The sequence below is a fragment of the Curtobacterium sp. TXMA1 genome (assembly GCF_020162095.1).
Lineage (GTDB): Bacteria > Actinomycetota > Actinomycetes > Actinomycetales > Microbacteriaceae > Curtobacterium.
In genome coordinates, this window is sequence record NZ_CP083910.1 from 596,121 (window position 1) to 616,259 (window position 20,139).

At 74.0% G+C, this 20,139-nt stretch carries 16 protein-coding genes; 9 read left to right on the forward strand and 7 right to left on the reverse strand.

Going from position 1 to position 20,139, the window contains the following annotated elements; genetic code table 11:
* Positions 1–52: 52 nt before the first annotated feature.
* Both LCG91_RS02980 and LCG91_RS02985 read left to right on the forward strand, forming a co-directional pair.
* Positions 53–1,504, forward strand: coding sequence for a PLP-dependent aminotransferase family protein (locus LCG91_RS02980; protein ID WP_224442437.1), 1,452 nt, complete (start codon positions 53–55; stop codon positions 1,502–1,504).
* A gap of 72 nt (positions 1,505–1,576) precedes the next feature.
* Positions 1,577–4,984: an efflux RND transporter permease subunit gene (locus LCG91_RS02985; protein ID WP_224442438.1), complete on the forward strand. Its 3,408-nt coding sequence runs from the start codon at positions 1,577–1,579 to the stop codon at positions 4,982–4,984.
* Between the two features lie 109 nt (positions 4,985–5,093).
* Here LCG91_RS02985 and LCG91_RS02990 read toward each other — a convergent pair whose 3' ends face one another.
* On the reverse strand, positions 5,094–5,348 hold the full coding sequence (locus LCG91_RS02990; protein WP_224442439.1) for a hypothetical protein: 255 nt from the start codon (positions 5,346–5,348) through the stop codon (positions 5,094–5,096).
* A 91-nt stretch (positions 5,349–5,439) separates the two neighbouring features.
* Positions 5,440–6,513, reverse strand: coding sequence for an alpha/beta hydrolase (locus tag LCG91_RS02995; protein ID WP_224442440.1), 1,074 nt, complete (start codon positions 6,511–6,513; stop codon positions 5,440–5,442).
* Positions 6,514–6,604: 91 nt separating this feature from the next.
* On the opposite strand from LCG91_RS02995, the gene LCG91_RS03000 reads away from it, so the two are divergent.
* Positions 6,605–7,486 carry a polyphosphate kinase 2 family protein gene (locus LCG91_RS03000; RefSeq protein WP_411955825.1) on the forward strand — a complete coding sequence of 294 codons (882 nt, stop codon included), beginning with the start codon at positions 6,605–6,607 and terminating at the stop codon, positions 7,484–7,486.
* Positions 7,487–7,751: 265 nt separating this feature from the next.
* Positions 7,752–9,875, forward strand: a complete 2,124-nt coding sequence (locus LCG91_RS03005; RefSeq protein ID WP_224442442.1) for a DEAD/DEAH box helicase — start codon at positions 7,752–7,754, stop codon at positions 9,873–9,875.
* 79 nt (positions 9,876–9,954) lie between these two features.
* Here LCG91_RS03005 and LCG91_RS03010 read toward each other — a convergent pair whose 3' ends face one another.
* Both LCG91_RS03010 and LCG91_RS03015 read right to left on the reverse strand, forming a co-directional pair.
* Positions 9,955–10,464: a mycothiol transferase gene (locus tag LCG91_RS03010; protein WP_224442443.1), complete on the reverse strand. Its 510-nt coding sequence runs from the start codon at positions 10,462–10,464 to the stop codon at positions 9,955–9,957.
* Positions 10,465–10,484: 20 nt separating this feature from the next.
* The gene (locus tag LCG91_RS03015; protein ID WP_224442444.1) at positions 10,485–11,039 is read right to left on the reverse strand and encodes a MarR family winged helix-turn-helix transcriptional regulator; all 555 of its coding nucleotides are present in this window, start codon (positions 11,037–11,039) and stop codon (positions 10,485–10,487) included.
* Positions 11,040–11,298: 259 nt separating this feature from the next.
* Here LCG91_RS03015 and LCG91_RS03020 point away from each other — a divergent pair, with 259 nt between their 5' ends.
* From LCG91_RS03020 to LCG91_RS03035, 4 genes are all read left to right on the forward strand, one after another.
* The gene (locus LCG91_RS03020; protein WP_224442445.1) at positions 11,299–11,898 is read left to right on the forward strand and encodes a CalY family protein; all 600 of its coding nucleotides are present in this window, start codon (positions 11,299–11,301) and stop codon (positions 11,896–11,898) included.
* A 43-nt stretch (positions 11,899–11,941) separates the two neighbouring features.
* Positions 11,942–13,171 (forward strand): S24/S26 family peptidase, encoded by a 1,230-nt coding sequence (locus LCG91_RS03025; RefSeq protein ID WP_224442446.1) that lies wholly within the window; start codon positions 11,942–11,944, stop codon positions 13,169–13,171.
* A gap of 91 nt (positions 13,172–13,262) precedes the next feature.
* Positions 13,263–14,426 carry an exonuclease SbcCD subunit D gene (locus LCG91_RS03030; RefSeq protein WP_224442447.1) on the forward strand — a complete coding sequence of 388 codons (1,164 nt, stop codon included), beginning with the start codon at positions 13,263–13,265 and terminating at the stop codon, positions 14,424–14,426.
* Entirely contained in the window at positions 14,426–17,443 is a 3,018-nt protein-coding gene (locus LCG91_RS03035) for an AAA family ATPase (protein WP_224442448.1), read from the forward strand. Before LCG91_RS03030 ends, LCG91_RS03035 begins: the two co-directional genes overlap by 1 nt.
* Positions 17,444–17,510: 67 nt before the next feature.
* On the opposite strand, the gene LCG91_RS03040 is transcribed toward LCG91_RS03035, so the two are convergent.
* A complete protein-coding gene (locus tag LCG91_RS03040) occupies positions 17,511–17,687 on the reverse strand; it encodes a hypothetical protein (protein ID WP_158407726.1) in 177 nt (58 codons plus the stop codon).
* Positions 17,684–18,490, reverse strand: coding sequence for a class E sortase (locus tag LCG91_RS03045; protein ID WP_224442449.1), 807 nt, complete (start codon positions 18,488–18,490; stop codon positions 17,684–17,686). The genes LCG91_RS03040 and LCG91_RS03045 overlap by 4 nt, the downstream gene beginning before the upstream one ends.
* A 111-nt stretch (positions 18,491–18,601) precedes the next feature.
* Here LCG91_RS03045 and LCG91_RS03050 point away from each other — a divergent pair, with 111 nt between their 5' ends.
* Positions 18,602–19,042 carry a GNAT family acetyltransferase gene (locus LCG91_RS03050; protein WP_224442450.1) on the forward strand — a complete coding sequence of 147 codons (441 nt, stop codon included), beginning with the start codon at positions 18,602–18,604 and terminating at the stop codon, positions 19,040–19,042.
* A gap of 58 nt (positions 19,043–19,100) precedes the next feature.
* Here the strand turns inward: LCG91_RS03050 and LCG91_RS03055 are convergent, their stop codons facing one another.
* The gene (locus LCG91_RS03055) at positions 19,101–20,129 is read right to left on the reverse strand and encodes an EamA family transporter (RefSeq protein ID WP_224442451.1); all 1,029 of its coding nucleotides are present in this window, start codon (positions 20,127–20,129) and stop codon (positions 19,101–19,103) included.
* Between the last annotated feature and the right edge of the window lie 10 nt (positions 20,130–20,139).

A 20,139-nucleotide genomic window follows, 5' to 3' on the forward strand; every position in this document is an offset into this window, starting at 1 on the left:
GTGCCGGTCGATTGGCCTGGTGGTCGAGAGCCAATCGGGTTAGCGTGGCTCCGTGCCCCCGGTCTCCCTCAGCGCCCGTGCCGCCGCCCTGCTGCTCGCCGACTGGCGCGACGGCACCGACGCCCCCGCGTACGAGGCGCTGTCCGACGCCGTCCGCGTGCTCGTCATCGACGGACGGGTCCCGCTCGGTGTGCGCCTGCCGGCGGAGCGGGGGCTCGCCGAGGCCCTGGGGGTGTCGCGGACGACCGTCGCCAACGCGTACGCCCGGCTGCGGGAGGACGGCTTCGTCGTGTCGCTGCGCGGGTCCGGCAGCGTCGTGCACCTGCCGCGGGACCTGGCCGGCCGGCCGGACCCGGAGCGGCTCGGCGGCGTGGTGCCCGGGGACCTGCTCGACCTGCGCAAGGCCGCGCTGCACGCCGCGCCCGAGGTCGCCGAGGCCGTCGAGCGCGCCGTCCGGTACGTCCCCGCCGCCCTCGCCGGCATCGGCTACGACACCGTCGGCGACCCCGGGCTCCGCGCCGCGATCGCCGCGCGCTACACCGAGCGGGGGCTGCCCACCGACCCCTCGCAGGTCGTCGTCACGATCGGGGCCCAGCACGCGATCGCGCTGCTCGCGCGCGTGCTCGTCCGTCGCGGCGACACCGTGCTCGTCGAGTCACCGACCTACCCGCACGCGCACGAGGCCTTCCGCGAGGCCGGCGCGCGGCTCGTCGGCGTGCCCGTCGACGCCCGCACCGGCTGGGACGCGGCTGCGCTCGAGACGACCCTGCGCCGGACGGCTCCGGCGGTCGCGTACGTCATGCCCGAGCTCCACAACCCGACGGGGGCGACCATGACGGCCGACACCCGACGGGTGCTCCTCGAGGTCGCGGCGACCACCGGTACGACGGTCGTCGCCGACGAGACGATGGGTGAGCTCCGCATCGACGGCGACCCCGCGCCCCCGCTCGCCGTGGCCGAGCCGTCGGGCGCCTCGGTCGTCATGATCGGGTCGGCCGCCAAGGTCTTCTGGGGCGGGCTGCGCATCGGTTGGGTCCGGGCGGCCCCCGAGCTCCTGCAGCGCCTGCTGCTCGCCCGTCCGACGGGCGACCTCGGCACGCCGGTCCTCGACCAGCTCGTCGCGCGCGAGCTCCTCCCGCGGACGGCGGCCGTCCTGGAGGCACGGCGCACCTTCCTGCGCACCGGTCGCGACGAGCTCGTGGCCGGCCTGCGCGCGCGGGTGCCCGAGTGGGACGTGCCGTCCCCGGCAGGTGGGCTGACGACGTGGGTCGGGCTCGGTCGCCCGGTGTCGAGCGCACTCGTCCTGGCCGCGCGTGCCGAGGGGGTGGTGCTCGCCTCCGGCGGGGTGTTCGGACCCGACGGTGGCTTCGAGCGGTTCCTCCGCGTGCCGTACACCATGGGAGCGGCGGACCGGGAGCGCCTGGTCGACGTGCTCGGGCGCGCGTGGTCGCGGATCGGCGGCGAGGGTTCGGGCACCCGGGGATCGCTCGCCGCGGTGGTCTGACCGGTCGCACGTCCGTCCACGGATCCACGTCCGACGGTCTGGTTCGCAGGTGGAACTGCGAGGATCGGCGTCGTGCACCTCCTCTCGGTCTTCAGCCTCCGCAACCGGGCCCTCATCGCGCTCGTCACGATCGTCGTCGCGGTGTTCGGCGGCGTCGCGCTGACGAACCTCAAGCAGGAGCTCATCCCGAGCGTCCAGTTCCCCCAGGTGGCGATCGTCAGCGCCTACCCCGGTGCCACGCCGGAGGTCGTGTCGAACGACGTGTCGACGAAGATCGAGCAGGCGATCCAGGTCGTGCCGAACCTCGAGTCGACGAGTGCGACGTCCTCGACCGGCCAGAGCGTCGTGTCGGCGTCGTTCGACTACGGGTCGAACCTGGCCAGCGCCGAGGACAAGATCCAGACCGCGGTGAACGCACTGTCGCTGCCGGACACCGTGCAGACCCAGATCGTCACCGGGTCCTTCGACGACCTGCCCGTGCTACAGCTCGCCGTCACGGCCTCGGGCAACCAGGAGCAGCTCGTCGACCGCCTGAACGCCACGGCGGTGCCCGACCTCGAGAAGCTCGACGGCGTGCGCCAGGCCGACGTCTTCGGCAACCCTGGTCGACGCATCGTGATCACCCCGAACGAGGACGAGCTCGCGGCGCGCGGCCTCACGACGCAGTCGATCTCGAACGCCCTCGACGACAACGGCACGCTCATCCCCGGCGGCACGATCACCCAGGACGGCACGACGCTCTCGGTGCAGACCGGGCAGCGCATCGCGTCGCTCGACGACATCCGCGGGCTGCCCCTGACGGCGTCGAGCGGATCGGGCTCGTCGGGATCGTCGGCCGGTGGCTCGTCCACGGGCGGGTCCGCGACCGACTCCGGCAGCGCCTCGGGGGCGCCGGGCAGCACCGGCACGGCGACCGGTGCCACGGGGTCCGGCGACGGCACCGCGGGCGGGACGGCCGCAGGTCAGGGCCGGACCGGTGCGAGCGGTACCGCGACGACCGCGACGGGCGGGACGGGCGCGAGCACCGCCTCCACGCCGACCTCGCTCGGTGACGTCGCGACCGTGCAGATCGAGGAGTCGCCGCGCACCTCGATCAGCCGCGTCGACGGCAAGACCGCGCTCACCATCGCGATCACGAAGACGCAGGAGGCGAACACGGTCGACGTCTCCGAGACCGTGAAGGACGCCCTGCCCGGCATCGAGGCCAAGGTCACCGGCGACCCGCAGTTCACCGTCGTGTTCGACCAGGCGCCCTACATCCAGCAGTCGATCGACTCACTCGCGGAGGAGGGGCTGCTCGGCCTCGGGTTCGCGGTCGTCGTCATCCTGGTGTTCCTGCTCTCCTGGCGCTCGACGCTCGTGACCGCGATCTCGATCCCGACGTCGGTGCTGCTCGCCGCGATCGGCATGCAGGCCGCCGGGTACACCCTCAACATCATCACCCTCGCCGCGCTGACCATCGCCATCGGCCGTGTGGTCGACGACTCGATCGTCGTCATCGAGAACATCAAGCGGCACCTGCAACCCGGCGTCGACCGTGGGCGGGCCGTGCTCGACGCCGTGCGCGAGGTCGCCGGGGCCGTCACCGCCTCGACGCTCACGACCGTGGCGGTCTTCCTGCCTGTCGCGTTCGTCGCGGAGCTCGTCGGCGAGCTGTTCCGGCCCTTCGCGCTGACGGTCACGATGGCGTTGCTCGCGTCGCTCTTCGTGTCGCTGACGATCGTGCCGGTGCTCGCATACTGGTGGCTCCGGGCACCGAGGACCCACCGGCACGCGGCGACGCCGACCACGGGCTCGACGCCGACTGCGTCGTCCTCGTCCTCGTCTGCGTCGGCCGTGCCGTCCGGTCCGGCTGCGTCGTCGTCGACCGGGGCGCTGGCGTCGGCCGACGACCTGCACGACGCCGGCACGTCCGACCGGCTGCGTCGCGGGTACCTGCCCGTCCTCCGCTGGGCGGTCGGCCGTCCGGCGCTCGTCCTCGTGCTCGCCCTGGTCGTCCTCGGCGGCACCGCGGCTGCCGTGCCCTTCGTCAAGACGAACTACCTCGGCGACTCGGGGCAGAACACCTTCACCGTGACGCAGGACCTCGAGCCCGGCACCAGCCTCGACGAGCAGTCGGACGCCGCACGGAAGGTCGAGCGGGTGCTGCAGGACGTCTCCGGCGTCGAGACCGTGCAGACCACGATCGGGTCGAGTGGCCAGTCCATCCAGGCCGCGTTCGGCGGGGGTGCCTCGGCGTCCGTGCAGTACAACGTCACGACCGACGCCGGCGCCGACCAGACGACGATCCAGTCCACGGCCCGCGACCGCATCGAGCGGATCGACGGCGTGGGCGAGGTCAGCCTGTCGAGCGCGGGCGGTGGCTTCGGCGGGTCGAGCGACATCGAGGTCGACGTCACCGCACCGACCCAGTCCGAGCTCGAGACGGCGGCGAAGCAGGTCCTGTCGACGATGCGCGACGTCGACGGGACCACCTCGGCGACCAGCAACCTGTCGGCAGCCGAGCCGTACCTGGCGGTGCAGGTCGACCGGACGAAGGCCGCCGAGCGCGGGCTCACCGAGACCCAGGTCGGCGGGATCGTCGCCGCCGCGGTCTCGCCGCGGGACACCGGCAGCGTCGAGATCGACGACGCCACCCTCGACGTGTACATCGCCGACCCGCAACCGCCGACCACGATCGACGCGCTGAAGGCACTGTCGATCCCGACTGCGAGCGGCGAGGTCCCGCTGACCGACGTCGCGACGGTCGAGCAGTCCGACGGGCCGACCACGATCACCACGTCGAACGCCGTGCGCACCGCGACGATCACCGTGACGCCGGACTCGACGAACCTCGGGCAGGCCGTGCAGAACGTGACGCAGGCCGTCGACGCCCTCGACCTGCCGAAGGGCGCGTCGGCGACGATCGGCGGTGTCGCGTCGAGCCAGTCGTCCGCGTTCAGCCAGCTGCTGCTCGCCGTGCTCGTCGCGATCCTGATCGTGTACGTGATCATGGTCGCGACCTTCCGGAGCCTGCTCCAGCCGATCCTGCTGCTGCTGTCGGTGCCGTTCGCCGCCACCGGAGCGCTGCTCCTGCAGATCGTGACGGGCATCCCGCTCGGGGTCGCCTCGCTCATCGGCCTGCTGATGCTCGTCGGCATCGTCGTCACGAACGCCATCGTGCTCATCGACCTGGTCAACCAGTACCGCCGCCGCGGGCTCCGCGTCCGGGAGGCGTTGATCGAGGGCGCGACCCGTCGACTCCGACCGATCCTGATGACGGCGCTCGCGACGATCTTCGCGCTGCTGCCGATGGCGATCGGGCTGACCGGCAAGTCGGGCTTCATCTCGCAGCCGCTCGCGCTGGTCGTGATCGGTGGTCTGGTGTCCTCGACGCTGCTGACCCTCGTGGTGCTGCCGGCGCTGTACTCGGTGGTCGAGGGGTTCCGCGAGCGGCGGGCCGACCGGAAGGCGGAGCGGGAGGCCGCGACGGAGCACTGAGCTGTTCCCGGCCGCGGCCTCTCGCCGTTGCCGGGGCGCGCCGCTCGTCCGGGACGGGCAGGTCGCGACGACCGGCGGCTGCGGGCGGCGACCCGCTCGTCGGCTGCCGTCAGTCGCGGCTGCCGGACTCCTCGGCCTCGACCTGGCGGAACCACGACACGAGCACGCACGTCAGGGTGACGAGGAACACGATCGCGGCGCCCTGCGCGGCGATCGCCATGTGACCGGTGACCGCCGAGTAGCCGCCGAAGGCCACGGCAGCGGTGAACGACAGCCCGAGGAGCAGCTCCGCGTAGGTCCGGACGGACGTCCGGGCGGGCCACTCGGTGTCGGGGCGCGCGGTGCGGGTCGTGGTGTCGGTCACACTCCGAGTCTGCGGTCGCTGCTCGGCCCCCGCACACCCGAGTCCGGGTGCCACCCGCACGGGGCACGGCCCGACCGTGTCCCGTCCTCCGTCACCGGAGCCGATCGCGGAGGAACGCCACCACCCGCTCGCTCATCGCCCGGTCGAGCTGGGCGATCGAGTGGGCCGTCCCCTCCACCGCGACGAACGTCACCGGGACGTCGTGCTCGCGGAGCGTGGCGACGAACTCCTGCGACTCCCACAGCGGGATGAACTCGGCGGTGGAGTGTCCGACGAAGAACGGGGCGGTCTCGTCGGTGACGTGGTGACCGGGCGAGGCGGCCTGTGCGGCGGGGCAGTCCTCGTGGCTCCGGCAGCCGAGGTACAGCAACTGCTTGCGCTGGAACGAGGCGGACACCCCGTCCGGCTCGGTCGACCGCGTCGTGAGGTCGGTCGGGCCGCTCAGGTCGACGACCGCCCGGATGCGGTCCCCGGCCGCCCACGCAGCCGACTCGTGGTCGGTCACCGCGAGCATCGCGACGAGGTTGCCGCCCGCGCTGCCGCCGAAGAGGCCCACGCGGTCCGGGTCGATGTCGTACGTCTGCAGCGTCGTGGGTCGGAACACCCAGTCGAGCGCCCGTCGGGCATCGTCGAGGCCAGCCGGGAAGGGGTCCGTCGGCGCCAGGCGGTAGTCGATGTTCACGGTGACGAACCCCTCGGACGCCAGGTACTGACACACCGCCCGGTACGCCGCCGTGGCCTTGTCGCCGTGCGACCAGCTCCCGCCGTGGACGAGCATCACCGCGGGTCGGCCGTCGCGAGGACGGTCGGCCCGGGCGTCCCGACCTGCACCACCGTCGGCCGGTCCCTCGGTCGCGACGTCCGACCCCGACGGCGACGGCGACACGGACGGCGACGGGCGCGGGGTCGCCGTCGGGGTCGCCGTGGTGTCCGGCGCGCTGTCCGGCGGCAGGCACACGTCGAGGCGCTGCAGCGGCTCCCGCCCGTACGGCACGTCGGCCACGACCTCGATGCCGGGGTAGCGCAGCGACAGCGGGTAGATCACGGGGTCGGCGGTCACGACGTCGTCCCGGTCGCCGGCCGGCGCACCGCTGCACGACCCGAGGGCACCCGTCGCCACGACCGCGGCGAGGAGCGCGAGCAGCGTGCGGCGGCCGGACCTCATCGCCGTCCACGCTAACCCCGCCCGCTCGACACCGCGTCCGCCGTCCGGACGACCGACCTCCTCCCCGCGTCCGGTACCGCCGGGTGCCAGGATGGGCAGGACACCCGCAGGAGGACCCGTGAGCCGTCGCAAGGCCTGGAACACCGACCCCGAACCGCTGCTCCGCGTCGAGGAGGGCTTCCGCCTCGACCGCGTCGACCCCGACGGCACGCCGGGCTTCCCCGGCCGCAAGATCGACGGGCTCGAGTCGCTCGCCGCAGGGGCCGACCGCCTCGCCGCGCTGCAGGAGCGCCTGTTCGCCGCGAGCACCGCCGGTGACCAGCGTCGCGTGCTCCTCGTGCTGCAGGCGATGGACACCGCGGGCAAGGGCGGCATCGTCTCGCACGTGGTCGGCGCGGTCGATCCGAACGGCGTCCACCACGCGGGTTTCGGGGCCCCGACCGCCGAGGAGCGCGAGCACGACTTCCTCTGGCGCATCGAACGGCAGCTCCCCGCGGCCGGGCAGCTCGGCGTGTTCGACCGGTCCCACTACGAGGACGTCCTGATCCAGAAGGTGCGCGCCTTCGCCCCGCCCGAGGAGATCGAACGCCGGTACGGCGCGATCGTCGACTTCGAGGACCGTCTGGTCGAGCAGGGCACCACGATCGTCAAGGTCATGCTGCACATCTCGAAGGACGAGCAGCGCGAACGGCTCGGCGACCGCCTGGACCGCCCCGACAAGCACTGGAAGTTCAACCCCGGCGACATCGACGAGCGCCTGCTCTGGGACGAGTACCAGCAGGCGTACCAGACGGTGTTCGACCGCACCTCGACGGCCCGGGCGCCCTGGTACGTCGTCCCCGCGAACCGCAAGTGGTACGCCCGGCTCGCCGTCCAGCAGCTCCTGCTCCGCGCGCTCGAGGACATGCAGCTCACCTGGCCCACCGCAGACTTCGACGTGGCCGAGCAACGTCGGCGGCTCGCCGAGTCCTGACGGCCGCTCCGGCCTGGAGGCGCGACACCCCTCCGCCCCGTCGCACGGCCCGGCCGCGGGGCTGGCCAGGCGCGTCCGTGTCGCGTAGACTCTGTCGGTCGGCCTTCGGCACCGCGGCATCACGACCGCGGGATTCGTTTGGGTGTGTGTTCGCTCGAGGGCTGGATTCACGTCGGACCACGACGGGAAGAACCCCCTCTCCGCCTCAGAGCCCCCGCCGATGTCGCTGCCGGGCGCGCGGACGTCTGCACCCCGGAAAGTAGCAATGGCCCCGTACGACAAGGGCGCGCGTCAGCGTGCCGACGACCGAGTCCGCCACGCGAACGGCACCCCCGCCGCGCGCAGCAGCAAGCACCGCGGCTACCGCGCCGCCGATCCGTCGCAGCCGCGTCAGAAGCAGCGCTGGGACGCCGAGGAGCGCCGTGGGCGTTCCGCACAGGGCGAGCGCCCCGCGCGTCCGAACTGGGAGCCGCGCGACGGCGGCCAGCGCCGTGACGACCGCGGCGGACGCGGGTACGACCGCGACCGCGGTGGACGTGGCTTCGACCGTGACGACCGCGCACCGCGTCGGTTCGACCGTGACGACCGTGCTCCGCGCCGCGACGACGACCGTGGTGCCCGTCGCTTCGACCGGGACGACCGCCCGCAGCGTCGCTCGTTCGACCGCGACGACCGTGCTCCGCGCCGTGACGACGACCGTGCGCCGCGTCGGTTCGACCGCGACGACCGTGCCCCGCGTCGTGACGACGATCGTGGTGCTCGTCGCTTCGACCGTGACGACCGCGCCCCGCGTCGGTTCGACCGTGACGACCGTGCCCCGCGTCGTGACGACGATCGTGGTGCTCGTCGCTTCGACCGGGACGACCGCCCGCAGCGTCGCTCGTTCGACCGCGACGACCGTGCCCCGCGCCGGTTCGACCGTGACGACCGCGCCCCGCGCCGGGACGACGACCGTGGTGCCCGCCGGTTCGACCGCGACGACCGCGCCCCGCGTCGCGACGACGACCGTGGTGCCCGCCGCTTCGACCGCGACGACCGCCCGCAGCGCCGCTCGTTCGACCGTGACGACCGCCCGCAGCGCCGCTCCTTCGACGACGACCGCGCTCCCCGCCGTGACCGTGACGACGCGCGTCCGGCCTACGTCCCCGCGGACGACGTCAAGCTCGAGAAGCTCCAGGCCGAGGCGACCGTCGCGGCCGACGTCGAGGGCGTGACCTTCGCCGACCTCGGCATCGGCGGCAACATCTCCCGCACCCTGGCCGAGATGGGTGCCACGAGCCCGTTCCCGATCCAGGCCGCGACGATCCCCGACGTGCTGTCCGGCAAGGACGTCCTCGGCCGTGGTCGCACCGGTTCCGGCAAGACCATCGCGTTCGGTGCGCCCCTCGTCGAGAAGCTCATGGAGCACGGCGGCGGCACGAAGCGCAAGATGGGCCGTGCCCCGCGCGCGCTGATCCTCGCCCCGACCCGCGAGCTCGCCCTGCAGATCGACCGCACCGTGCAGCCGATCGCCCGCTCCGTCGGTCTCTTCACGACGCAGATCTACGGCGGCGTGCCCTACGGCCGCCAGGAGGGTGCCCTCGAGCGCGGCGTCGACATCATCGTCGGCACACCGGGCCGCGTGCAGGACCTCATGAACAAGGGGAAGCTCGACCTCAGCGAGGTCGTCGTCTCCGTGCTCGACGAGGCCGACCACATGTGCGACCTCGGGTTCCTCGAGCCGGTCCGCGAGATCCTCTCCGCCACCGCCGAGGTCACCCCGCAGGGCGACCGGGCGCAGAAGCTCCTGTTCAGCGCCACGCTCGACGCCCAGGTCGCGTCGCTCGTGTCCGAGTTCCTGCACGAGCCGAGCGTCCACGAGGTCGCCGGTGAGGACCAGGCATCCTCGACCATCGACCACCGCGTGCTGGTCGTCGAGCAGCGCCAGAAGGACCAGGTGCTCGAGGAGCTCGTCGCCGGCGACGGCAAGACGATCGTCTTCGCCCGCACCCGCGCCTACGCCGAGCGTCTGGCCGACCAGTTCGAGGACGCCGGCATCCGCGCGACCTCGCTCCACGGTGACCTCAACCAGTCCCGCCGCACGCGCAACCTGCAGCTGCTCACGAGCGGCCGGGTGAACGTCCTCGTCGCGACCGACGTCGCCGCCCGCGGCATCCACGTCGACGACGTGTCGCTCGTCGTGCAGGCCGACGCCCCGGACGACTACAAGGCGTACCTGCACCGCTCGGGTCGCACGGGTCGTGCCGGCAAGGAGGGCACGGTCGTCACGCTCGTGCCGCGTGGTCGTCGCCGCAAGATCGAGGGCATCCTCGAGAACGCCGAGATCGAGGCCGACCTCGTCGACGCCGCCCCCGGTGACGGCATCGTCGCGGAGCTCGCCGCGCGCTAGACGCGACCACACGACGCGACGGGAGGCCCGGTGCCAGCTGGCACCGGGCCTCCCGTCCGTCACCGCCCCGCCGGGTGTGTCAGCGCGAGAAGAAGAGCAGCCCGCGCACGTAGCCGGCCTGGCCGGCGTGCTGCGTGCAGTCGTCGAGGATGCTGACGAGTCGGGCGCCCCGGGTGACGGGCGGGTCCCACGCGTCGTCGACCACCTCGTCGAGGTCCTCCGGGGCGAGCGTGCCGAGGTACGCGACGGTGCGTTCGTGCACGGCCCGCAGGTAGGCGGTCAGCAGCTCGGCGGAGGCGCGCACCCGTCCCACGTCCTCGCTCGACATCCCGTAGCCGAGCGCGTCGGCGGGGAACGGCAGGCCGAACCGCTCGACCCAGCCGTCGGCGGTCCAGACCTGCTCGGTGCCGGCGAGGTCCGCGACCTGTGCGTCCTGTCCGCGGGCGGTGTGCCACGCGAGCCAGGCGAGGGTGTTCGCGCCGGCGGCCGGTCGGGTCGCGAGCTGCTCGGTCGACAGGCCGTCGACAGCGCGCTCGACGGTCTCGGGCACGCGGGCGAACGCTTCGGTGAGGAGTTCCGCTGGGGTCATGCGGCCGACGCTACGCGGGCTCAGCCCGCGGTGGCCGCCCGGTGACGTCGTTCGAGGGCGTCGCCGACGCCCTCGAGCGCGAGGGCGACACCCGCTCGTTCGGCCGGTGCCACGGCGTCGCGGAACGCCGCGGCCCAGGTGGCCGCGACCTCACGCGCGACCGCCGTGCCCGACGGCGTCAGGTGCACGAGGATGCTCCGGCGGTCGTCGGGGTTCGGGCGGCGCTCCAGGTGCCCGTGGCGCTCGAGCCGGTCGAGCAGTGACGTCGTGGCACCGGTGCTCAGCTCGAGCTGCTCGCCGGCCTGCTTCGGCGTGGTGCCCGCCGGCTCCGCGGCGGCGAGGTGCAGCAGCAGGCGCAGGTCCGTGGTCCCGAGGCCCCGCGTCGCGCTCTCGTGTGCGAGCACCCGTCCGTGCTGCACCTGCAGCGCGCGGAAGGTCTCGAGCAGCCGGGCCACGCCGGGGTCGACGACGTCCTCGACCGGAGCCGTCACCTCGACGTCGGGGGAGACGGGTGCGGGCGGCAGGGTCAGCGGCGACGGGGTCAGCTGCGGCAGTGCGGGGGAGGTGTCCGTCACGGGTGCTCTTCTCGGGTGGGTGACCGTGGGCCGGTCAGGGGTGGTGCGCGGACCCGGGTCAGGGGTCCTCGTGCTCGGTCCCAGGCAACAGGTGTCTCGACCGTCAAGCTACCCCCAACAGAGGGGGTATTTCTTCACTTGTCATCATCACGTCGAGCAAGTAGCTTGATCGTCGTACCAAACAGGCACCGTAGCGCGACCAACCACCGCGGGTCCGGAGCCGCCACCGATCAGGATCTCTCCCCTCTGGAGGACAACCATGTCCCGTGTGTCCCCTCGCGCCGCTCGTCTCGCCGCCTGGATCGCCGTGCCCGCAGCCCTCGTCGCCTCGGGCGTCGTGGTGTCGACCGCCTCGTACTCGGCGTTCTCGGCCACCACCACCAACCCCACCAGCAACTGGACGGCCGGTACCGTCGCACTGACGGACGACGACGCGAACACCGCGCTCTTCACCGCCACGAACCTCAAGCCCGGCTCGACCGACAGCAAGTGCATCACCGTCACGTCGACCGGCTCGCTGCCGTCCACCGTGAAGCTCTACACCACCTCGCCGTCCACCTCGTCCGTGCTCGCGCAGAACACCACGATCAAGATCGAGCAGGGCACCGGCGGCGGGTTCTCGTCGTGCTCGGGCTTCACCCCGGCGGCGACGGGCGGGACCCTCTTCGAGAACACCCTGCCGAACCTCGGCACGCAGGCGACGAACTTCGCGTCGGGCCTCGGCGCCTGGACCACGACCGGTGCCGCCAGCGAGACCCGCGTCTACCGGGTGACCTACACGGTGTCCGCGAACACCCCGAACACGGCGCAGGGCACCACCGCGTCGATCGGCCTCACCTGGGAGGCCCAGAACAACTAGCAGGACGTCCCGTCCGAACGCACGCCCCCGGTCGAAGGCAGTCATGGTCAGCATCGCAGTGCACGGTGGTCACACCCCGCACGACGTGCTGCACGTCGCCGTCGGCTGGGGGCGTGTCGTCGTCGCCACGGCGGCCAGGGCGGTCGTGGCCACGCTCCTCGGGCTCGCGCTGTGGGCGGCCGCCCCCGCGCTGATCGGGTGGCACCCGACCACGGTGATGACCGGCTCGATGGCCCCGCGGCTCGTGCCCGGGGACGTCGTCGTGTCGCGCCCGGTCACGCCGGCGGAGATCCGTCCCGGCCAGGTCCTGCTCGCCGACGACCCCGACCAGCCGGGGCACCTGCGGATGCACCGGTTCGTCGAGCCCGGTCCGGACGGCACCGTCGTCACGAAGGGCGACGCCAACCCGCAGACGGACTCGACGCCGACCGAGCGGTCCGCCGTGCACGGGGTCGCCGTCCTGCGGGTGCCGTCCGTCGCCACCCCGGTGCTCTGGATCCGCGAGGGTCGCTGGGTCGAGGTCGGGACCGTCGCGCTCGCACTCGTCGCCGTGCTGCTGCTCTGCACGCTCGACGCTCCCTTCCGAAGGCGCGGCCCCCGGCACCGCGGAGACGGTCCAGCCGCGGGCGGTGGCGGTGCCGCGGGCGGTCGCGGACGTGCGGGCGACCGCCGGGAGGCACTGCTCACCCCCGCCCCGTCTCGTGCGGTCGACACCGCGGCAGGTCCGCACCACCGGTCGCCCCGTCCCGTCGCGCGCCACGTCGACGTGCGCGGCCGCTCCGTGCCCGGCGCCGCCGTCCAGCGGGACCGGCGGGTCCGGCGAGGCGGGACGCCCGGGGTCCTCGCCGTCGTCGCCGTCGTCGTCGGGGTGGGTGTGGTGCTGCCCGCCGCGCAGGCGGAGGCGGCTCCGTTCGGTCGGACCACGAGCACGGCCGCCCAGTTCGCGGCCGCCACGGTGCCGGTCGTGACGTCGCTGTCGTGCACGAACGCGAGCGGTTCGGTCGTGATCGGTTGGGCGTACCCGGGCGACGAGCCGAGGTCCTTCACCCTGACCGACGACACGGGAGCCGTGCTCGCGACCACGGCCGACGGGAAGGCGCGGAGCGCGACCGTCGCGCTGGGCGGTCTGCTCGGCCTCGGGACGCAGCGCACCGTGCGGGTGCAGACGAACGCCGCTGCACCGGGCAGCTGGACCTCGGTGCAGAGCGCACCGGTGGCGATCCAGTACACGTCGATCGCCGGGCTCGGGTCCGGCACGACCTGCGTGCGCTGACGTCCCTGCACGGGAACGCCGTGGCCCCCGGTCCTCCACAGGGCGGCACGGGGTCGCCGGTGATGTCCCCGGCCGCCGCTACCGTGACGGCATGCGGATCCTCCACACCGGCGACTGGCACCTCGGCCGCACGCTGCTCGGTGCGGACCTGCTCGGACACCAGTCGGTCTTCGCGGACTTCCTCGTCGACACGGTCCGTGAGCGTTCGGTCGACCTGGTCGTGATCGCCGGCGACGTCTACGACCGAGCCATCCCGCCGGTCGACGCCGTCCGGCTGCTCTCCCGGACGCTCGAACGCCTGGCCGAGACGGCGACGGTGGTGTTGACGCCGGGCAACCACGACTCCGCCGCGCGACTCGGCTTCGGCGCGGGGGTGATGCACGACCGCGTCCGGATCCTGGCGGAGCCCGCGGGCATCGGCGCACCGGTGCTCCTGACCGACGACGACGGCCCGGTCGCCGTCTACGGCATCCCGTTCCTGCCCCCCGACCTGACGCGCTACGCCCTGGCCGAGGTGCCCGACGAACCCCTCGCCCGCTCGCACCAGGCGGTGGTCGGGGCGGCGACCGGACGCATCCGTGCCGACCTCGCGACGCGCCCCGGCACCCGCAGCGTCGTCGTCGCGCACGCCTTCGTCGGCGGCGCCGCACCGAGCGACAGCGAGCAGGACATCCGCGTCGGTGGGGTCGACCAGGTCGCGGCGTCGGTCTTCGACGGCATCGACTACGTCGCGCTCGGGCACCTGCACGGGCCGCAGCGCGTGGGCACCGGCGACCGCATCCGCTACGCGGGCTCACCGCTGGCGTTCTCCTTCGGGGAGCGGCACCAGCGCAAGAGCGTCACCCTGGTCGAGCTCGACGCCGACGGCGCGGTCTCGGTCGAGCTCGTGCCCGCCCCGGTGCCGCGTCGCCTGGTCGACGTCCGCACCACCCTCGCGGCGATCGAGGCCGGCGAGCACCGCAGCGACGCCGACGCGTGGGTCCGGGTCGCGGTGACCGACACCGTCCACCCGGAGCGGATGTACGCCCGCGTGAAGGACCACTTCCCGCACGCCCTGGCGATCACCCACGAGCCGGCCGACCGCCAGGAACGGCAGACCGCCCGCGCGGTGACCGCGGCGTCCGACCCGGTCGAGGTCGCCGCCGACTTCGTCGCGTTCGCCACGGGCGCGGCGCCGAGCGAGGACGACCGCGCGGTCCTGACCGAGGCGTACGAGGCGGCCGTCCTGGCGATGCACGACGACCGGGGGCGTTGATGTACCTGCACCGACTCGAACTCCGAGCGATCGGGCCGTACCCCGAGCTCGTCTCGATCGACTTCGCGGCGCTCGCCGCCTCCGGGGTGTTCCTGCTCGAGGGGCCGACCGGATCCGGCAAGTCGACCATCATCGACGCCGTGGTCTTCGCGCTCTACGGCGGCCTCGCGGGCGAGGGCTCGACGCACGACCGTCTGCACAGCCAGCACGCGGACCCCGGTGTCGAACCCTTCGTGGAGCTCGTGTTCGAGACCGGGGCCGGCGTGTTCCGGGTCCGTCGGACGCCGCAGTACGACCGACCGAAGCAGCGTGGTGCCGGCACGGTCCGGCAGCAGGCGTCCGCACAGCTCTTCCGGCTCGCGAGCCCGGCGGACGCCGTGGGCGAGCCGGTGTCCTCGCGCATCCCGGAGATCGGGCTCGAGGTCACGCGGGTCGTCGGGCTCGACCGTGCGCAGTTCCTGCAGACGGTCGTGCTGCCGCAGGGCGAGTTCGCCCGGTTCCTCCGCGCGCCGGGGGAGGACCGCCGGAAGCTCCTGCAGTCGCTCTTCGGCACCCAGGTCTACGACCGGACCGCCGACGAGCTCGCCGCGCGCCGTCGCGAGGTCCAGGCCGAGGTCGAGTCCGCCGACGCCCGGGTCCGGGACGCGCTCAACCGGTTCGCCCAGGCGGCCGGTGAGCCGGAAGCGACCGAGGCCTCCGTGGCGGGGACCCTCGACGCGCTCCGGGTCCGGGCCGAGGACACCGCAGCGCGTCGTGCCGAGGCGGTGGCAGCGGCGGACCGTGCGCGGCTGCACGAGCACGACGTGGCCGCGCGGCTCGGGGCACGGTCGCGGCGCGCGGCGCTCCTCGAACGCCGCCGCGCCCTCGACGACGGTGCAGCCCGGGTGGAGACCGCTCGCGACCGGCTCGCCCTCGCCGACCGGGCCGCCCGGGTCACGACGCCGGCCGACGGTCTCGACGCCGCCAGGGTCCGTGCGGACGAGCACCACCGCCGTGCGCTCGACCTCCGCACGCGCCTCGGGGTCCCCATCGATGTCGACGTCGCTGCACGGCACGCCGACCTGGCCGCCTGTGCCGCGTCGGTCCGACACCTCGTCGCGGTCGAGGCCACGCTCGACGAACGCCGCCGGGAGCACTCCGACGCCGCCGCTCGGGCCGCGCTGCTCGTCGAGCGGGTGGCGGAGCTCGACCGCGTGCTCGGAGCGCGTCCCGCCGGACGGGCTGCCCTCGTCGAGGAAGCCCGGACCGCCGCCGCCGCCGCGGGCGACGGCGAGGCCGCCCGCGCCGAGGTCGAGCGCCTCCGTCGCGTGCGCGCGGACCTCGATGCTCGAGACGCCGCGACCGATGCCGTGCGTCGGGCGGAACGGACGGTGGCGGACCGCCGGATCCGTGCCGAGGAGCTGCTGCGTGCCGAGCAGGCCCTGCGGGCACGACGCATCGCCGGGCTCGCCGGCGAACTCGGCGCAGCGCTCGTCCCGGGCGATCCCTGCCCGGTCTGCGGCGCGACCGAGCACCCGGACGTCGCCGTCCCGCAGGACGACCACCCCGATGCAGCAGCCGTGGACGCCGCCGCCGACGCCACGCGTGCCGCCGACGGTGCCCTCGCCGAGGCATCGGCCGTCCTCGCGGTCGAACGGGCGGACCTCGAACGCCTGCGCGCCGCGGTCGGCGACGCGGACGCCGACGTCCTGGCGGAGCAGGTCGCCGTCGCCGTCGCGCGCGTCGAGGCCGCCCGCGCGGCGGCCATCCGTGTCGCCGAGGTCGAACAGCGCCGCCTGGCGCACGACGACGAGACCCGGGCCCTCGAACGCGAGCACACCACCGTGCAGGCCGAGCACGCCGTCCTCGTCGGGACGAGCGCGGCCGAGGGGGAGCGGCTCGACCACGACGCCGCCACCGTGTCGGAGGCGCGGCTCCGCGCAGCGTCGCTCGCGGGCAGCCCCTGGGTGGCGGCCGACGGATCCGCGACACCGGACGACCGCTCCCTCGCGCAGACGGTGCGGCAGCTCGACGACCTCGCCACCCGGGCCGTCGAGGTCACCGCTGCCGAGTCGCAGGCGGCGACGGCCGCGCAGACCGTGGTCGAGCGGACCGCCGAGGTCGCCCGCGCGCTGGCCGAACAGGGCTTCGACACCGTCGACGCGGCGCGGGCCGCGCTGCTCCCACCCGACCGGACGACCGCACTGCAGGCCGAGGTCGTCGCGGCCGACCGCGAGCGCGCCGTCGTCGACGCGGGCCTCGCGGAACCCGCGGTGGTCGCCGCGGCCGACGACCTCGACGCCGGGCCGGACGCCGCGCTCGACCTGGAGGCCGCACGTGCAGCGCACGTCGCCGCGGCCGAGCGGGCCGACGACGCCGTGCGCTCGGCGGTCTCGGCGTCCGATCGGGCCGAGGCTGCGGCCGGCTGTGCCGTCGAGGTCGACCGCGCCGTCCGGGCCCGCGACGACACGTCCGCCCGGAGCCGTGCGATCGTGCGCCTGGCCGACGTCGCCAACGGCGCCACCGCGGTGAACCCGAGCGGCATCACCCTCGGAACGTACGTGCTCATGCGGCGCTTCGAGGACGTCGTCGCGGCCGCGAACGACCGGCTGCGGGGGATGCTCGGCGGGCGGTTCACCCTCGAGACGTCGGACGAGCGTGAAGCCGGCTCACGGGCGCGCCGGACCGGCCTCGCGCTCGCGGTCCACGACCACACCACCGACACCCGGCGAGCCCCGGGGAGCCTGTCCGGCGGCGAGACCTTCACGGTGTCGCTCTGCCTGGCGCTCGGGCTCGCCGACGTCGTGCAGGCCGAGGCCGGCGGCGTCTCGCTCGGCACCCTGTTCGTCGACGAGGGCTTCGGCACCCTCGATCCCGAGACGCTCGACGACGTCATCGGCCAGCTCGCCCGTCTCACCGCCGGCGGACGTCAGGTCGGGATCGTCAGTCACGTCGAGGAGCTCAAGCAGCGCATCCCCGAGCGGATCGCCGTTCGGCGCACCGCGGAGGGCGGCTCGCGGGTCACGACCACCGTCTGACGGTCCGTGCGGACCGCGGGTCGACCACCGGCGTCGTTCGTGCCCCCTCGTCCCGTGCGGACCGCGGTCAGGGGGACGGCGGTGCGTCCACCGTGCCGTCGGGCGGCGGCAGGATGTCGGCCGCGATCCACGGGAACACCCAGGTGAACAGTGCATAGACGATCACGGCGAGCAGCACGAGCAGCTCGAGGACCTTCAGGGCGGCGGGTCCGGGCAGGATCCGCCAGACGAACGGGAAGATCACTGCGGCGTCTCCGAGAGTTCCTTGGGGGTGCCCTCCGAGACGGGCATCCAGTAGTCGAGCTTGGCGTGCGTGATGTAGCGCTCCTTCGCGGACCACATCGGGTGGCACGCGGTCAGGGTGAGCCAGCGGTCCTCCGCCGAGGGGGTCACACCGGGCTGGTTCGGCACCGGCGCGATCGTCTCGATCTTGTCCGGCGTGACGATCTGCGAGTCGGTGACCTTGTAGACGTACCAGACGTCGAAGTCCTTCTCCTCGTCCGTCACGCGGACGACGATCGCATCGCCGGTCTTCAGCTCCGCGATCTGGTTGAGCGGCTTGCCGTACGTCACACGGTGCCCGGCGACGGCGAAGTTGCCCTCGGCGCCCGGCATCGCGGTGTCCTGGTAGTGCCCGAGGCCGATCGTGTTGAGCACGCGCTCGCGGTCCGTGCCCTCGCCGATCGGTCGGAGGTAGTCCGCACCGAAGCGGGGGATCTGCATCGTGCCGAAGACGCTCGTGACGTCCGGCGGTTCGGGGAGGACGGGGGCCTCGCCGCGGTGCTCGGAGCCCTCGACCTTCGGTGCCGCGCGCTGTCCGAGGTCGTCGACGAGCTTCGTCTGCTCGTTCACGGCGACGACGTCGGTCCACCACGCGGTCCACGCCACGTAGAGACCGGTACCGGCGCCGGCGATGATCAGCAGCTCCGCCAGCAGGGACACGAGCGCGCCACCGACGGTCTGGCGGGGCCTGGTGCGCCGTGGCGGCCGCGTGGCCTCGTCCTCGCGCGCCGCGCGGCGGGTCGGGGCGGTGTCGTGTGCGGTCACGGTGCTCCTGATCCGGATGGGGTGGTCGGACAGGTCTATCAGACCACGGCGACGGGCAGGTGACGAGTCCTCGTACCTGTGGATGCACACGTGTCCCGCTAGCGTGGCGGGATGACCCCGGTGTTCCGCCCGTTCCTCCCTGACGACACGGAGGCGGTCGTGGCCCTCTGGGACGCCTGCGGACTGCTGCGGCCGTGGAACGACCCGCGGCGGGACATCGCGCGGAAGGTCGCCGAGCAGCCGGAGCTCTTCCTCGTCGCCGAACAGCCCGACGGCGTGGACGGGACGGCGGTCGTCGGCGTCGGCATGGCGGGCTACGACGGGCACCGCGGCTGGGTGAACTACCTGGCGGTGCGCCCCGACCTGCAGGGCTCCGGGCTCGGACGAGCGTTCATGTCGGAGTTCGAACGACTCCTCACCGAGCGCGGGTGCCCGAAGGTCAACGTGCAGGTGCGCGAGGGCAACGAGCAGGTGCTCGGGTTCTACGCCTCGCTCGGGTACGCCCCGGACCGCGCGGTCTCGCTCGGCAAGCGCCTCATCGCCGACGACTGAGCCGGGTCGACGCCGGACGCCGCCGGGTGCCGCCGGGCTGCGGGCGCGTCACCCTCCGCTACGCCAGCGCCAACCCGACCGAGGCGACGAAGGCGAGCACGATCCCGGCCCACTGCACTGCGGTGAGCCGTTCGCGGAGCACGACGCCTGCGAGCACCACCGTGCCGATCGGGTAGAGGGCGTCGAGGACGCTCACCACCGGGAGCACGGCGCCGCCGGAGCCGACGTGCAGCGCCGCCTGGATGCACGCGTTCGCCAGCGCGTCGAGCACCCCGCAGGCCGCGACGGCGACCACGGTCCGCCGCGGCCAGCGCGGCCAGCGCGGCCAGCGCGGCCAGCGCGGCCAGCGCGGCCAGCGCGGCCAGCGCGGCCAGCGCGGCCAGCGCGGCCAGCCCAGCCAGCGGGGCCAGCGCGACCATCGCGACGGGCCCGAGCACCGCGACGTGCCCTGCCGCCGCTGCCCACGGACACCGCCCGCGGCAGACCGCAGGGCGGACGCCGACGGGGCGACGTGGTCCGCGCCTCCCGTCCGGCCAGGTCCCGGCCGCACCGCCACCACGACCGCCACCGTCCCGAGCAGCACCGTCTGCACCACCCGACCGACCAGGAGTGTCGCGACCCCCGCGTCCGCCGGCGCCGCGTCGTACGCGAGCACGATGCCGCCGAACCCGCACCCCGCCACCGCAGCCGTCACGACCCCGACCGCGGTCACCCGCGCACCCGAGGTGTCCCGCACCGACGCGACCAGCACGACCGCGACCACCGCCACCACGAGCGCGACCGACGCGGCGAGCGACAGCACGGTCCCGCCGAGCAGTGCGACCGCGACCGGGGTGACCGCGGCGAACACCGCGGTCAGCGGGGAGAGCACGCTCATCGGACCGACGGCCAGCGCGCGGTACAGCAGCAGCACCGCCAGCGACCCCGAGACGCCCGCGGCGACGGCCTCGCCCGAGAAGGCCGCTCCGACGATCGGCACGCCGAGCACCAGCGGGAGCAGCCCGGCCGCGGCCGCGGCGGCCGCCACGGTGACGGCCCGGACCCGGCGGGCGGCCAGGCCACCGAGGAAGTCGGCCGCCCCGTACACGACCGCGCCG

Excerpts from the sequence above, each read along its gene's own strand:
- LCG91_RS02995 (WP_224442440.1), bottom strand. The coding sequence starts at position 6,513 with ATGAGGTCCGGCCGCCGCACGCTGCTCGCGCTCCTCGCCGCGGTCGTG.
- LCG91_RS03000 (WP_411955825.1), top strand. The coding sequence starts at position 6,605 with ATGGGCAGGACACCCGCAGGAGGACCCGTGAGCCGTCGCAAGGCCTGG.
- LCG91_RS03005 (WP_224442442.1), top strand. The coding sequence starts at position 7,752 with ATGGCCCCGTACGACAAGGGCGCGCGTCAGCGTGCCGACGACCGAGTC.
- LCG91_RS03010 (WP_224442443.1), bottom strand. The coding sequence starts at position 10,464 with ATGACCCCAGCGGAACTCCTCACCGAAGCGTTCGCCCGCGTGCCCGAG.
- LCG91_RS03020 (WP_224442445.1), top strand. The coding sequence starts at position 11,299 with ATGTCCCGTGTGTCCCCTCGCGCCGCTCGTCTCGCCGCCTGGATCGCC.
- LCG91_RS03025 (WP_224442446.1), top strand. The coding sequence starts at position 11,942 with ATGGTCAGCATCGCAGTGCACGGTGGTCACACCCCGCACGACGTGCTG.
- LCG91_RS03030 (WP_224442447.1), top strand. The coding sequence starts at position 13,263 with ATGCGGATCCTCCACACCGGCGACTGGCACCTCGGCCGCACGCTGCTC.
- LCG91_RS03035 (WP_224442448.1), top strand. The coding sequence starts at position 14,426 with ATGTACCTGCACCGACTCGAACTCCGAGCGATCGGGCCGTACCCCGAG.
- LCG91_RS03050 (WP_224442450.1), top strand. The coding sequence starts at position 18,602 with ATGACCCCGGTGTTCCGCCCGTTCCTCCCTGACGACACGGAGGCGGTC.